The 13,900-nt window shown below is 44.8% G+C and carries 13 protein-coding genes; 12 read left to right on the top strand and 1 reads right to left on the bottom strand.

Annotated elements, in window-relative coordinates:
* Window positions 1-7 precede the first annotated feature (7 nt).
* The 11 genes from nuoG to B9T38_RS06610 all read left to right on the top strand — a co-directional run bounded on the left by nuoG (window position 8) and on the right by B9T38_RS06610 (window position 12,088).
* The gene (nuoG, locus tag B9T38_RS06660) at window positions 8-2,686 is read left to right on the top strand and encodes an NADH-quinone oxidoreductase subunit NuoG (protein WP_086196034.1); all 2,679 of its coding nucleotides are present in this window, start codon (window positions 8-10) and stop codon (window positions 2,684-2,686) included.
* Between the two features lie 3 nt (window positions 2,687-2,689).
* The gene (nuoH, locus tag B9T38_RS06655; RefSeq protein WP_086196033.1) at window positions 2,690-3,706 is read left to right on the top strand and encodes an NADH-quinone oxidoreductase subunit NuoH; all 1,017 of its coding nucleotides are present in this window, start codon (window positions 2,690-2,692) and stop codon (window positions 3,704-3,706) included.
* A gap of 18 nt (window positions 3,707-3,724) precedes the next feature.
* Window positions 3,725-4,267: an NADH-quinone oxidoreductase subunit NuoI gene (nuoI, locus tag B9T38_RS06650; RefSeq protein WP_086196032.1), complete on the top strand. Its 543-nt coding sequence runs from the start codon at window positions 3,725-3,727 to the stop codon at window positions 4,265-4,267.
* The gene (nuoJ, locus tag B9T38_RS06645) at window positions 4,267-4,785 is read left to right on the top strand and encodes an NADH-quinone oxidoreductase subunit J (RefSeq protein ID WP_171263195.1); all 519 of its coding nucleotides are present in this window, start codon (window positions 4,267-4,269) and stop codon (window positions 4,783-4,785) included. The genes nuoI and nuoJ overlap by 1 nt, the downstream gene beginning before the upstream one ends.
* Window positions 4,785-5,093 (top strand): NADH-quinone oxidoreductase subunit NuoK, encoded by a 309-nt coding sequence (gene nuoK, locus B9T38_RS06640; protein ID WP_004651041.1) that lies wholly within the window; start codon window positions 4,785-4,787, stop codon window positions 5,091-5,093. The genes nuoJ and nuoK overlap by 1 nt, the downstream gene beginning before the upstream one ends.
* Window positions 5,090-6,985, top strand: coding sequence for an NADH-quinone oxidoreductase subunit L (gene nuoL, locus B9T38_RS06635; protein ID WP_086196030.1), 1,896 nt, complete (start codon window positions 5,090-5,092; stop codon window positions 6,983-6,985). The genes nuoK and nuoL overlap by 4 nt, the downstream gene beginning before the upstream one ends.
* Window positions 6,986-6,992: 7 nt before the next feature.
* The gene (gene nuoM, locus B9T38_RS06630) at window positions 6,993-8,597 is read left to right on the top strand and encodes an NADH-quinone oxidoreductase subunit M (protein ID WP_171263194.1); all 1,605 of its coding nucleotides are present in this window, start codon (window positions 6,993-6,995) and stop codon (window positions 8,595-8,597) included.
* A gap of 3 nt (window positions 8,598-8,600) precedes the next feature.
* Entirely contained in the window at window positions 8,601-10,094 is a 1,494-nt protein-coding gene (gene nuoN, locus B9T38_RS06625) for an NADH-quinone oxidoreductase subunit NuoN (RefSeq protein ID WP_086196028.1), read from the top strand.
* A 123-nt stretch (window positions 10,095-10,217) separates the two neighbouring features.
* Window positions 10,218-10,853, top strand: a complete 636-nt coding sequence (gene upp, locus B9T38_RS06620) for a uracil phosphoribosyltransferase (protein WP_086196027.1) — start codon at window positions 10,218-10,220, stop codon at window positions 10,851-10,853.
* An 83-nt stretch (window positions 10,854-10,936) separates the two neighbouring features.
* A complete protein-coding gene (locus B9T38_RS06615; RefSeq protein ID WP_086196026.1) occupies window positions 10,937-11,230 on the top strand; it encodes a cold shock domain-containing protein in 294 nt (97 codons plus the stop codon).
* A 123-nt stretch (window positions 11,231-11,353) separates the two neighbouring features.
* Window positions 11,354-12,088 carry a cold shock domain-containing protein gene (locus B9T38_RS06610; RefSeq protein ID WP_086196025.1) on the top strand — a complete coding sequence of 245 codons (735 nt, stop codon included), beginning with the start codon at window positions 11,354-11,356 and terminating at the stop codon, window positions 12,086-12,088.
* 40 nt (window positions 12,089-12,128) lie between these two features.
* On the opposite strand, the gene gigC is transcribed toward B9T38_RS06610, so the two are convergent.
* The gene (gigC, locus tag B9T38_RS06605; protein ID WP_086196024.1) at window positions 12,129-13,007 is read right to left on the bottom strand and encodes a LysR family transcriptional regulator GigC; all 879 of its coding nucleotides are present in this window, start codon (window positions 13,005-13,007) and stop codon (window positions 12,129-12,131) included.
* Between the two features lie 85 nt (window positions 13,008-13,092).
* Here gigC and B9T38_RS06600 point away from each other — a divergent pair, with 85 nt between their 5' ends.
* Window positions 13,093-13,854, top strand: coding sequence for a ferredoxin--NADP reductase (locus tag B9T38_RS06600; protein ID WP_086196023.1), 762 nt, complete (start codon window positions 13,093-13,095; stop codon window positions 13,852-13,854).
* Window positions 13,855-13,900: the final 46 nt, after the last annotated feature.

Below are 13,900 nucleotides of genomic sequence, written 5' to 3'. Positions count from 1 at the left end.
TTCGACTATGGCTACAATTCATGTCGATGGCAAATCGTACGAAGTCAATGGCTCAGAAAACCTGCTGCAAGCATGTTTATCTTTGGGCATTGATATCCCGTACTTTTGTTGGCATCCATCCTTAGGTTCTGTCGGTTCTTGCCGTCAATGTGCCGTGACTCAATACGCGAATCCTGAAGATACGCGTGGTCGTTTAGTCATGTCATGTATGACGCCAGCAGCTGACAATACCTACATCTCGATTGAAGACAAAGAAGCAAAAGATTTCCGTGCATCTGTTGTTGAATTCTTGATGACCAACCATCCACACGACTGTCCAGTCTGTGAAGAAGGTGGTCACTGTCATTTACAAGATATGACTGTGATGACTCAGCACGACCGCCGTCGTTACCGTTTCACCAAACGTACGCATTACAATCAGGAACTTGGTTCGTTTATTGCACACGAGATGAACCGTTGTATCGCGTGTTACCGTTGTGTGCGTTACTACAAAGACTATGCGGGCGGTACTGACTTTGGCGTGTATGCCAATGCATCACGTGTGTACTTTGGTCGTCCAGAATCAGGCACTTTAGAATCTGAATTCTCGGGTAACCTGACTGAAGTATGTCCAACAGGTGTGTTCACCGACAAAACTCACTCTGAACGTTATAACCGTAAGTGGGACATGCAGTATGCGCCAAGCGTATGCCAAGGCTGTTCTTCAGGCTGTAACATCTCTCCGGGTGAACGTTATGGCGAACTTCGTCGTGTTGAAAACCGTTTCAACGGCGATGTAAACCAATACTTCCTGTGTGACAAAGGCCGTTTCGGTACCGGTTATGTGAACCGTGCAGACCGTCCACGTCAGCCACAATTCCGTGATGGTGCAAACGTAACGACTGTTTCAGTGGATACCGCGCTTGATACCGTGATTGAAAAGATTCAGGGCAAAAAAGTTCTGGGTATTGGTTCACCACGTGCATCGCTTGAAACGAACTTCGCATTGCGTGAGCTTGTTGGTCAAGACAACTACTCAACTGGTATGGCTCAAAAAGAGCAAAACCTGGTTGAGTTGGCTGCATCGATCATGCAAACCGAGGGTGTTTATAACCCGACCATGCGTGAAATCGAAAGTTATGATGCAGTGCTCATCTTGGGTGAAGATTTAACCCAAACTGCGCCACGTATGGCTTTATCTGTTCGCCAAGCTGCGAAAAACAAAGCCAAAGAAATGGCAGCAGAACGCCGCACCCAAGAATGGTTGGCTGAACCGGTACAACGTATTGGTCAGGATGCAAAATCCCCAATCTACATTCTTGCTGCGACTCAAACGCGTTTAGCTGACGTCGCGACTGGCGAAGTGGTTGCTTCTCCAAACGATATTGCACGTTTAGGCTTTGCGGTTGCTGCGGCAGTTGCAGGTGAAGCGGTTACTGGTTTAGATGACGATGCCAAAGCATTTGCTCAAACCATTGCTGACACTTTAAAAGCGGCGAAGAAACCATTGATCATCTCTGGTACCAGCTTACAAGATGCTGCCATCATGGAAGCTGCTGCACAAGTGGCACAGAACCTGGGTAATGCTGGTTTGACCTTGACTGTTCCTGAAGTGAACTCAATGGGTCTTGCAATCTTCGGTGGTAACAGCCTTGAGCAAGCATTTGCGCAAGATTATGACACTGTTATCATTGTGGAAAATGACCTTTACCGTCGTTTACCTGCTGCTCAAGTCAACGCTGCACTTGCAGGCAAAGACGTGATTGTTCTTGATCACTCTGAAACCGAAACTGTGAAGAAAGCAGATATCGTGCTTTCTGCTGCAAGCTTCGCGGAAGGTGATGGTACTGTGGTATCTCAAGAAGGCCGTGCACAACGTTTCTACCAGGTGTATGACCCAAGCTACTACAAACCGGAACTTGCAATCAAAGAATCTTGGCGCTGGTTACATGCCATTGAAACCGGTGTAAAAGGCAAAGCGATTTCCTGGACCTTGCTGGATGATGTCATTGAATCTGTAGTGAAAAATGTTCCGGCACTTGAAGCCATTCAGGATGTAGCACCAGATGCAGGTTACCGTGTCCATGGCTTGAAGATTGCGCGTGAACCGCGTCGTTACTCTGGTCGTACCTCTATGCGTGCACCATTGTCTGTTCATGAACCTAAACAGCCAATCGATGTCGATTCTGCATTAACGTTCTCTATGGAAGGTTATGTGGGTAATGAAACCCCATCTTCACTAGTTCCATTTGCATGGTCTGCAGGTTGGAACTCTCCACAAGCCTGGAACAAATTCCAGGATCACGTGGGTGGTCACCTAAAAGGTGGTGATTCGGGTATTCGTTTATTTGATCGTTTGGCTAAACGCCCTGCACGTACTTTCGTTGCTCCAGCAGCAGTACTTGCAAATGCTGAAAGCTTCCGTTTAGTGCCAATGCATCATATCTTCGCTTCTGGTGAATTTACGGTGAAAACTCCGGCCATGGAATCACGTATTCCTGAAGCCATGTTTGCAGTAGGTGAACAGGATGCTGCGCGTCTAAACGTTCAAGATGGTCAAAAAATTACTGTGAAAGCAGGTGAGGCGACAATCAGCCTTCCAGTTCAAGTGATCGAATATTTGCCGACAGGTTATATCGGTTATCCAGTTGGTCTTGCACCAACGGTATCACTTGCAGAGCCTGTATCCGTCGCGGTAGGAGTGTAATTCATGAATCAAGAAATTATACGTCAAACACCGCTATGGGCTGAGAACTGGCCAATCGCTTATTCTGTGATTCAAGCGATTGTGATCTTGCTTGTAGTGGTGCTTGTCGCTGCGTTGATGTCATTCATCGAACGCCGTTTACTTGCGTTATGGCAAGACCGTTACGGTCCAAACCGTGTTGGTCCCGGGGGGATGTTCCAGATCGTTGCCGACATGCTGAAAATCATGTTCAAGGAAGACTGGACGCCTAAGTTTGCCGATAAGCTGACTTTCCGTTTAGCACCTGCAGTTGCCATGGCAACTGCGGTACTTTCGTTCATGGTGATTCCTGTAAGTCCGACAATGGGCGTAGCAGACATGAGCATCGGCCTGTTGTTCTTTATGGCAATGGCTGGTATCGCGGTATATGCCGTGCTATTCGGTGGCTGGTCTTCAAATAACAAATATGCATTATTGGGTGGTCTGCGTTCTGCAGCTCAAACCATTTCTTATGAAGTGTTCCTGGGGATCTCGCTGATGGGTGTGGTGGCAATTGCCGGTTCATTCAACATGCGTGAAATTGTTGAAGCACAACGCGATGTATGGTTTGTGATTCCACAATTCTTGGGTTTCATTATCTTTATTGTTGCAGGTGTTGCAGTAACGCACCGTCATCCATTTGACCAACCGGAAGCTGAGCAAGAATTGGCGGAAGGTTATCACGTCGAATACGGCGGTATGAAATGGGGTATGTTCTTCGTTGCGGAATATGTCAACGTAGTTCTTATTTCAGCATTGATCGTCACTTTATTCTTTGGCGGTTGGTTAGCACCATTTAACCTAGAAATTCCATTTATTCCACCAGTATTCTGGTTCATTATCAAAACAGCATTCTTTGTGATGATGTTTGTCTTGGCTCGTGGTTCGTTAATGCGTCCACGTTACGATCAAGTGATGAACTTTGGTTGGAAAATTTGTTTGCCATTGGCGTTGGTCAACTTGTTGGTGACTGGTGCTGTGATTCTGATGAATCAGGCCTAGGACAGCAGGGAGTACAAAATGTATAAAATTCTAGCTGGATTCGGGTCAATCGTACGTTCATTGTGGATGGTGTTCAGCCACGTGACACGTAAACGTGACACTATTCTTTATCCAGAAGTGCCAGCTGAACAAATTGTTCCGCCGCGTTTCCGTGGTCGTATTGTATTGACACGTGACCCAGATGGTGAAGAACGCTGCGTGGCATGTAACCTGTGTGCGGTTGCTTGTCCTGTGGGCTGTATTTCTTTACAGAAAGCAGAAAAAGAAGATGGTCGCTGGTATCCGGAGTTTTTCCGTATCAACTTCTCGCGTTGTATTTTCTGCGGTATGTGTGAAGAAGCTTGTCCAACGACAGCGATTCAAATGACACCAGATTTCGAGTTAAGTGAATACGTTCGTCAAGACTTGGTCTACGAAAAAGAGAACCTGCTCATTTCAGGTCCTGGTAAATATCCTGACTATAACTTCTACCGTGTAACCGGTATGGCAGTGGCAGGTAAAGATAAAGGTCAGGCACAACGTGAAAGTGCACCAGTTGACGTACGGAGCTTATTACCATGATGTGGCCATTTTATTTGATGGCACTTGTGGCCATTGTTTCTACGGTTCGTGTGGTGACTAACGCGAATCCTGTGCATGCTTTATTAAGCCTGATCGTGTCCCTCCTTGCTGTGGCAGGGATGTTCATGATCGTTGGTGCGCCATTCGCTGGCGCACTAGAAATTATTGTTTATGCCGGCGCGATCATGGTGTTGTTCGTGTTTGTGGTGATGATGCTGAATCTTGGTCAACATACGGTTGAACAGGAACGTAAATGGCTGACTTCATCTGCATGGGCATATCCAGCATTGATGAGTTTCCTGATGGGCCTGGTGCTTGTCTGGATGCTTGGTTCGGATTACACAACCGCAGGTCTGGTAATGGGCACTAAAGTTGTGGGACCTAAAGCTGTAGGTACAGCGCTCTTTACTCACTACTTACTATTGGTAGAAGTTGCCGCAATGTTATTGCTTGCAGCCCTCGTTGCAGCATTCCACTTAGGTAAACGTGAACCAAGTGCAAAAGAGGAAAAAGAATAATGGGCAACATTCCTTTAGAACACGGTTTAATCGTTGCAACCATTCTTTTTGCACTGGGTTTTTACGGTGTAATGGTGCGACGCAACCTACTATTTATGTTGATGAGCCTTGAAATCATGATGAACGCAGCGGCGCTTGCGTTCGTTCTTGCAGGTAGTGCATGGTTACAGCCAGATGGACAAATCATGTTCATCCTGATCTTGACCCTTGCAGCTGCAGAGGCTTGTATTGGTCTTGCGATCGTCCTTCAGTTCTACCATCGCTTCCATCATTTGGATGTGGATGCTGCTAGTGAGATGCGCGGATGAGTTATTTATATTTAACAATTTTATTTCCGCTCATTGGTTTTGTCCTCTTGGCGGCGGGGCGCAATAAGCTTCCTGAAAATGTGGCAGCTATTATTGGTGTGGGTTCAGTCGGTTTATCTGCTTTATTTGCACTGATTGCTGGCATGGGCTTTGTAGACAATGGTTCAGTAGCTCAGGTTCAACATCTTTGGACCTGGTTCAATGTCGGTGGTTTTGCACCGGGCATGAGCCTGCATTTAGACGGTCTGTCATTACTCATGACCGGCATGATCACAGGTGTGGGCTTCTTGATCCATATCTTTGCATCATGGTACATGCGCGGTGAAGAAGACTTCGCACGTTTCTTCTCTTACTTCAACCTGTTCGTTGCCAGCATGTTGCTGCTCGTTCTTGGCGATAACCTGGCGTTATTGTTCCTGGGTTGGGAAGGCGTAGGTCTTTGCTCTTACTTGCTGATTGGTTACTACTATCAAAACCCGGAAAATGGTTTTGCAGCAATCAAGGCATTTACCGTAACCCGTATTGGTGACGTATTCTTGCTGATTGCATTGTTCCTGATTTTCCAACAATTCGGTACTTTGCATATCGGTACAATCGTTGCCAATGCACCGCAAGTATTAGCGGGTGATCATTCACTTGCGATCTGGACATCATTAATGTTGTTCCTGGGTGCTGCCGGTAAATCTGCGCAAATTCCATTACAAACATGGTTGGCAGACGCAATGGCAGGTCCTACACCTGTTTCTGCGTTGATCCATGCTGCAACAATGGTTACTGCTGGTGTTTACCTGTGCTGCCGTATGTTCTCGGTGTTTGAAATGACACCAGAAGTGATGATGTTCATCTCGATCACTGGTGCGGTAACATTGATTGTGGCTGGTTTTGCTGCATTGGTTCAAACCGACATCAAACGTATTCTTGCTTACTCAACCATGAGTCAGCTCGGTTATATGTTTATGGCTGTAGGTGCTGAAGCATACCAAGCGGGTCTGTTCCACATGCTTTCACATGCATTCTTTAAGGCATTATTGTTCTTGTCTTCTGGTGCGGTGATTCTGGCTTACCATCACGAACAAAACATCTTCAAAATGGGTGGCTTGTTCAAACATAACAAATTCCTGTTTGCCTGCTTCGCGATTGGTGGTGGTGCATTGGCAGCCATTCCATTCTTGACCATCGGCTTCTTCTCGAAAGATGCCATCCTTGGTGCAGTTTGGGCACAAAGCCACATTGCAAATCTTCCTATATATAATTGCTTATACTGGACAGGTGTTGCGGGTGCATTCTTAACGTCAATCTATACATTCCGTTTAATCTGGGTTGTATTCTTTGGTAAAGAAAACACGCCTTATCACGAAATCAAAGGTGCAACTTATTGGGCTCCGTTGGGTATCTTGGCGGTACTTTCAACTGGCTTGGCTTACTTCTTGAAAGCACCAGTAGAAGCTGCATTAACCAAAGCCAATATCCCAGCTTTTGTTATTCCTGAAGCGCTTGAAGCAGGTGTACATGGTGCTGAATATACCGCTGTGGGTATTGCATTGGCTGGTCTTGTGGTAGGTATCGTATTATTTGTCTTTGCTTATAATGCAGTGAAAGGTTTTGCCCGTACTTCATTGGGTGCCGGTCTTGCCAATATCTGCCGTAATGCACTTGGTTTTGATGCGTTGTATAACATCGTATTTGTACAACCATATTTGCTTATCGCGAAAATTTTAGGTCGTGATCCGATTGACGGCCTGTGGTTAGTGCTTCCTGCCATTGTTAAAGGTGGTCATAGCTTCACCAGCTCACGTCAAACAGGTTCATTGCGTGAATACGCATCAAGTATGTCACTCGGTGTAGTGGTATTGCTGATGATCCTGATCGTGATTCAGGTAGTGGGGAAATAAGATGGAAATCACAAACAACTGGATTTTACCCGCGCTGATCCTCGTACCGTTCATTGCAGGTTTTGTATGCTGGATCGTCGACAAGCTCGACGACAAACTACCGCGTTACATTGCGTTATTCGGTATGCTCATTACTTTGGGCTTAACCGTTGCGCTTTGGAATTCTGGTACTTATCACTATGAACTCGGCGCCAAAGTTCCAACTTGGTCTGCCGAATTCATGCTGCCTTGGATTTCAACCCTTGGCATTAACATTCACCTTGCGGTGGATGGTCTTTCACTGCTTATGGTCGGCTTGACTGCATTACTGGGTGTACTTGCAGTGGGCTGTTCATGGGGTGAGATTCAAAAGAACGTGGGTTTCTTCCACTTAAACCTTTTATGGTCTTTGGGTGGGGTAATCGGTGTATTCCTGGCGATTGACCTGTTCCTGTTCTTCTTCTTCTGGGAGATGATGCTGGTACCGATCTACTTTCTGATTGCCTTATGGGGTCATAAGGGAGCAGACGGTAAGTCACGTGTTTATGCTGCGACCAAGTTCTTCATCTATACGCAGGTAGCAGGTTTGATCATGCTGATCGGTATTCTAGGCCTTGTGGTTTACGGATACATGATGACTGGCATGATCGGCTTCGATTACAACTACCTGTTAGGTGTGGCGAATACGCTTGATGCACAGTTGCCATCAGTGGCTTATGCCTTGATGATCTGTATGTTCATTGGTTTCGCTGTAAAACTTCCAGTGTTCCCATTGCATGGCTGGTTACCAGATGCCCATGCTCAAGCACCGACAGCCGGTTCTGTCGACTTGGCAGGTATCTTGATTAAGACTGCTGCATACGGTTTGCTTCGTTTTGTTATGCCATTCTTCCCGGCGGCTTCTGCACAGTTTGCAGATATCGCGATCATCTTCGGTTTAGTCGGCGTATTCTACGGTGCCTGGTGTGCTTTCCAGCAAACCGATATGAAACGTTTGTTGGCGTATACTTCAATTTCACACATGGGCTTTGTATTACTTGCACTTTACGCAGGTAATATACTGACTTTCCAAGGCTTAATGATCATGATGCTGGCACATGGCCTGTCATCTGCTGCCTTGTTCATTATGTGTGGTCAAGTGTACGAGCGTGTTCATACGCGCGACTTACGTTTAATGGGTGGTATGCGCGGTCAATTCCCGTACCTAGCTTTCTTCCTGATGTTCTTTATTGCTGCGCTTGTCGGTATTCCAGGTTTAGGTAACTTTATTGGTGAATTCCTGATTTTGATGGGTTCATTCAATAAATTCCCAACCTTTACCATTGTGGCAGCGACCAGCTTGGTATTGGCAGGTCTTTATGGTTTGATCCTGATTCACAAAGCATTGTTTGGTACGCCAAATGAAGAGCAAAAACAAAATTATACAAACCCATTGAAAGACTTGAATGCGCGTGAGATTGTTATTTTGTTAGTGTGTGCTTTTGGTCTACTATGGCTCGGTATCTATCCACAAAGCTTCCTTGATATTTCAAATTCAAGCATGGCGTGGTTAGCAAACAGCTATATCCCAGTTCAAGAAGTTGTCGATGCGACTCAACAGGTCGTATCTCAACAAAATGTGGAGATCCAATAAGCCATGAACTTCACAATGTCATTTTCCGAGCTTATGCCATTAGCTCCTGTGATGATCGTGGCTTTAACTGCGATCGTAGTGATGCTTCTCATTGCAATTAAACGTAACCATAATTTAATTGCAACAGCCTCTGTAGTCGGCTTGAACCTTGCTGCAGCCTATGTCCTGATTGCAATCTTCGGTGGTGCTTTTGCACCAGCGAACGTGATGGGCATGTTTATGCTTGACCCATTTACCTTGCTTTACCAATTGGTCATCCTGATTGCTGCACTGGCTTGCTGTACCTTGTCACATGCTTATATTGAAAGCTATCAAGATAACCGTGAAGAACTGTATATCCTGATGCTGTGCTCGGTAGCGGGCGCAATGCTGATGGTGGCTAGTTCTCATTATGCATCTTTCTTCATTAGCCTTGAGTTGATGTCGATTCCTGTATACGGTCTTTTGGCTTATACACACCAACGTTCACAATCGCTAGAAGCGGGTATTAAATACCTTGTTCTTTCAGCAACTGCTTCTGCAATGTTGTTGATGGGCATGGCATATATCTATGCTTATACCGGTTCATTGTCTTTCTATGACAATGTTCAGGCCTTGATGCAAGCGATCAAACAGCCAATGGTGATTTTAGGTCTAGGCTTAATCGTGTTTGCTGTGGCATTTAAATTGTCTCTTGCGCCATTCCATAAATGGACGCCTGACGTGTATGCAGGTGCTCCAGCGCCAATCGCAACATTCCTTGCGACTGTGGCTAAGGTAGCAACCATTGGTTTGTTTGTACGTTATTTACTTGCTTCGGGTGCAATCCTGGTAGATTCAATCGTAACGATCATCACGATTATTGCGGTGCTTTCTATTCTGGTGGGTAACTTCCTTGCAGTACGTCAAGTCAACCTGAAACGTATTCTGGGTTACTCTTCAATTGCGCACTTTGGTTATTTGCTGATTGGTTTAATCAGCATGACTTATGCAAGCCTGGGTAACGTATCTGTATACGTAATCACTTATGTATTGACGACGATTGGTGCATTTGGTGTTGTCGCGTTGATGTCTAGTCCGTATAACAATGCAGATGAAGCACAAAGCCTGGCAGATTACCGTGGCTTGTTCTGGCGCCGTCCAGTATTGACTGCGACCTTGACTGTCATGATGTTGTCTCTTGCCGGTATTCCATTGACTGCAGGCTTCATTGGTAAGTTCCTGGTGGTGATGGCTGCGGTAACAACCCAGCACTGGTTCCTTGCTGCCATGATTGTAGTAGGTTCAGGTATTGGTCTGTACTATTACCTTCGTGTGATGGTGGTGATGTACATGACTCCGCCAGATACGCCACGTATTGATGCTGACAAACATTGGGGTCAGAAAGTGGGTGGTATTATGGTGCTTGCTGCGGCATTGGCTGTATTGATCATTGGTGTTTATCCTGACCCAATCATCAAATTGGCGCTTCAAGCGGAGATTTTATCTCCATTGCATTTCATGCTTTCTCAGCAGTAATCTAAAAAAACTATAAGTTTTTTCTAAAAAGCCTCCTTTCTTAGGAGGCTTTTTAGTTTATAAGAGATATAAAAAACATTTATAATAGCTGAAATTTTATCTTATTTTTTTAGGTACTCTCCCGTGGCTATTCATGAAATCCGTCATCCGCTTATCCGACATAAACTTGGTTTGCTACGTCGTGCAGACATCAGTACAAAAAACTTCCGCGAATTAGCACAAGAAGTGACCATGCTTCTGACTTATGAAGCAACCAAAGACTTGCCGATGTGTGAGCATGAAATTGACGGCTGGAATGGCAAAGTTACTGTAGACCGTATTGCGGGTAAAAAAATTACCGTTGTGCCAATTCTACGTGCCGGTATTGGCATGTTAGATGGTTTCCTGAACCTGATTCCAAGCGCAAAAGTATCTGTACTGGGTCTTGAGCGTGATGAAGAAACTTTGCAAGCACGTACTTACTATAAAAAACTGGTTCCCGATGTACAGAACCGTTTGGCGATGATTATCGACCCGATGTTGGCAACCGGTTCTTCATTGGTCGCAGCCATTGATGTATTGAAGGCAAGTGGTTGTAAAGATATTCGTGTCATGGTTTTAGTGGCTGCACCCGAAGGTATTAAAAAAGTAGAAGAAGAACATCCGGATGTGACTATTTTCACAGCAGCTATTGATGACGGTCTCAACGAAAATGGTTATATCGTTCCGGGTCTTGGCGATGCAGGCGATAAAATTTTCGGTTCAGTACAAAAAGACTGATCCTGGAAGACAAATTAAAAGAGGCTTCAAGCCTCTTTTTTTATATACTGTAAACATGGCATTTTTTAGTATAGGGCAGCAGCATGAAAGATGAATTACATCAGGGTAAAATCAAAAAGTATGACCCTGAAAAAGGCTTTGGTTTTATTGGTTCGGCTGAAGGGGATATTTTCTTTCATATTTCAGATTTCCCTGCGGCAGAAGGCGAACCGAAACGTAATGAACGGGTAAAATTTGCGGCTGTTAAGAATGGTGATAAGTACAAGGCCATTCGTATAGAACGTGTTGCAGATCACTCAGCAAAAGCAAAAAAATCGAAAGTATCTGAGCATAATAAATCGATTACATCCGCCTTGTTGTCGAATTTTCGAGGTTGAGGCTTCTGCTTTTGATTGCAGTATGATGATGTTCAGGGTTGCTTTTGACAATCATTGGAAAAGAGGCTTTTTAGCCTCTTTTTTATTATAATAAGAAAAAATATAAATGAAAAAGAGTGTTTTATGTTTGTTCAGGGGAAAGTCAAAACTTATAACGCAGAGCGTGGTTTTGGATTTATTGCAGTAGAGGAAGGCGAAGTGAAAGATATTTTCTTTCACATTAAAGATGTGCCCAATAGCACTATCGAACCTAAAGTCGGGGAGAAGTTAAAATTTATTATTGTGGAAGATGATGGTAAGTTTAAAGCCGACCGTATTGTACGACTGGACCTACAGTCTGTCTCAGCGGAGAGTATAGCTGCCAAGCCAGCAGGTGCAAAAAAGAAAACTGCTTCACCACGTTATAATAAGGCTTCATATAAAGGCCGAATCTTGTCCGCTATTGCCTTGATCATTCTGGCACTGCTTGCTGTGATCGGTTATGGTCAATATCAGGATTATCGCACGGCAGAGCAGCTGAAAGCGCAACAGTTGATTATAGAGCAACAGCGCATTGTGTCAGAACAGCGAGAAGCACTGGGGGATTTACCGGAAGCAGTTTTGTCGGAGCAGGGGCAGCGTAATCTGGCAGGTGAAACTTACAATACCACTAAACCGCGCTCGGAAAAAATTAATGCCAGTATTGATCAGCAAAATGGGGTGAGATTAGCAACAGCACAATTTAAATGTGATGAACGGCAACATTGCAGTCAAATGAATTCAAGAGCAGAAGCTGTGTGGTATGTACAAAACTGTCCACATCATAAGATGGATGGTGATGGTGACGGTATACCTTGTGAAAATGATTCACGCTGGTAATAAAAAAAGCGCCTAAATGGCGCTTTTTTTAAATCGTTTTTTATTCTTCACAGAATTTCATAAAGGCTTTAAGGCCGGGTCCCTGATATTTCTGACGATGCACCAACATGAATAAAGGACGAGTCAGTTGCCAGAAAGGGGTTTCTAAAATGACCAGCTGACCTTTTTCACGTAAAGGTTCAATGGCGAGTTTAGAAATACAGGACATCCCAATACCTCCCGCCACAATTTTTAAAATCGCTTCATTATGGCCTAAAGTGAGGCGGATATTGGCATCTGGCAGGTCTTTTAAAATGGCATTGTCAAACACCTCACGGGTCCCTGAACCTTCTTCACGTAAAATCCATTCGACATAGTCAAAATCTTTAGCGGTAATTGCGCGGTCTAGTTTTGCCAATGGATGCTCTGGTGAACAGCATACCGCCAGTTCATCATCGCGCCAGTGTATACACTGCAGCTGTGGCAAATGACAGGACCCTTCAATCAAGGCTAAATCCAGCTGGAACTGGTTGACTGCTTCAATCATCTGACGGGTGTTACCTACTTGCAACTGCAAATGTGCTTGCGGCTGAATTTGCAAAAAGTCTGCCATCAGGTCTGGCATCAGGTAATCGCTAATGGTTAAGGTTGCCCCCAGGCGCAGGTCAATACTTTGTAATTCACCTTTAGCCGCCTGTTCAAAAGCTTCGCAGCGACCTAAAATTTCTAGTGCTTGAGGAAGTAGAAAACGACCTAAATCATTGAGTTGCAGACGCTTGCCAAGACGGTCGAATAGAGGTGCACCCAAGCCATCTTCCAAATCTGCTAAAGCCATACTTGCAGCACTTTGCGTGAGTTTGACAGCATCGCTGGCTTTGGTTACTGTGCCTTCTTGTGCAACTGCTACAAAAACAGCCAACTGGCGTAAGGTCATGCGCATGAATAGAGCCTTAACATTTAAAAAATATTAATAAATTATGTGGTCATGCTACCATGAGCACAGTCTTTCATGCCACGTTGAAATCATGTCAATTGAAAAATTTAGCTTAGAAAAAGTTTTATCTGTACATCGCTGGACCAATACCTTATTCAGTTTTACCATGACACGACCTGCACATTTTAAATTTACTGCAGGGCAGTTTGCACGTATTGGCCTAAAAGTGGGCGATGAACTGGTGGTTCGGGCTTATTCCGTGGTGTCATCTCCCTTTGATGAAACCCTGGAGTTCTTTTCAATTGTGGTGCCAGATGGTGCATTTACATCTAACCTGCAACATTTACAGATCGGTGATGAGCTGTACCTGGAAAAAATTCCTTATGGTTTTTTAACCTTGGCGCGTTATCAGCTCCCATTACCGCATGACTTGTGGCTACTCGCGACTGGCACAGGTTTGGCACCGTTTATTTCCATGCTACAAGACTTTGAAACCTGGTCGAAATATCAAAAGATCAATCTGGTTTATAGTGTGCGTACGGAAGCCGAACTGGCTTATGTCGAGCGTATTCAGGAAATAGCTGAAACCTTTGGCGAAGGTCATACGGGCTTTAAATTTATCCCGATTATTACCCGGAATCCCGATGCAACGTTGCATGACCGTTTACCGGTATTGATTGAAAATGGTGAACTGGAAAAAGCGGTAGGGCTACAATTCAATGTAGACACCAGTCATGTGATGCTTTGCGGTAACCCACAAATGGTGGAAGATACCAAAGAAGCATTAAAAGTACGTGGCTTGAAAATGAACCGCCGTGGTGAAGGTAATATTGCGGTCGAGAATTATTGGTAAAGCCTCTAATGATCTTTCCTTTGGAAAAGGTGAGAATCACTGCTTC

Source organism: Acinetobacter sp. ANC 4218, assembly GCF_002135245.1.
Lineage (GTDB): Bacteria > Pseudomonadota > Gammaproteobacteria > Pseudomonadales > Moraxellaceae > Acinetobacter.
Note: the sequence above shows the minus strand (reverse complement) of the source record. Positions and strands in the feature narration are given on the sequence as shown.

Excerpts from the sequence above, each read along its gene's own strand:
- nuoN (WP_086196028.1), top strand. The coding sequence starts at position 8,601 with ATGAACTTCACAATGTCATTTTCCGAGCTTATGCCATTAGCTCCTGTG.
- nuoI (WP_086196032.1), top strand. The coding sequence starts at position 3,725 with ATGTATAAAATTCTAGCTGGATTCGGGTCAATCGTACGTTCATTGTGG.
- nuoL (WP_086196030.1), top strand. The coding sequence starts at position 5,090 with ATGAGTTATTTATATTTAACAATTTTATTTCCGCTCATTGGTTTTGTC.
- B9T38_RS06600 (WP_086196023.1), top strand. The coding sequence starts at position 13,093 with ATGTCAATTGAAAAATTTAGCTTAGAAAAAGTTTTATCTGTACATCGC.
- B9T38_RS06615 (WP_086196026.1), top strand. The coding sequence starts at position 10,937 with ATGAAAGATGAATTACATCAGGGTAAAATCAAAAAGTATGACCCTGAA.
- nuoG (WP_086196034.1), top strand. The coding sequence starts at position 8 with ATGGCTACAATTCATGTCGATGGCAAATCGTACGAAGTCAATGGCTCA.
- B9T38_RS06610 (WP_086196025.1), top strand. The coding sequence starts at position 11,354 with ATGTTTGTTCAGGGGAAAGTCAAAACTTATAACGCAGAGCGTGGTTTT.
- nuoH (WP_086196033.1), top strand. The coding sequence starts at position 2,690 with ATGAATCAAGAAATTATACGTCAAACACCGCTATGGGCTGAGAACTGG.
- gigC (WP_086196024.1), bottom strand. The coding sequence starts at position 13,007 with ATGCGCATGACCTTACGCCAGTTGGCTGTTTTTGTAGCAGTTGCACAA.
- nuoK (WP_004651041.1), top strand. The coding sequence starts at position 4,785 with ATGGGCAACATTCCTTTAGAACACGGTTTAATCGTTGCAACCATTCTT.
- nuoJ (WP_171263195.1), top strand. The coding sequence starts at position 4,267 with ATGTGGCCATTTTATTTGATGGCACTTGTGGCCATTGTTTCTACGGTT.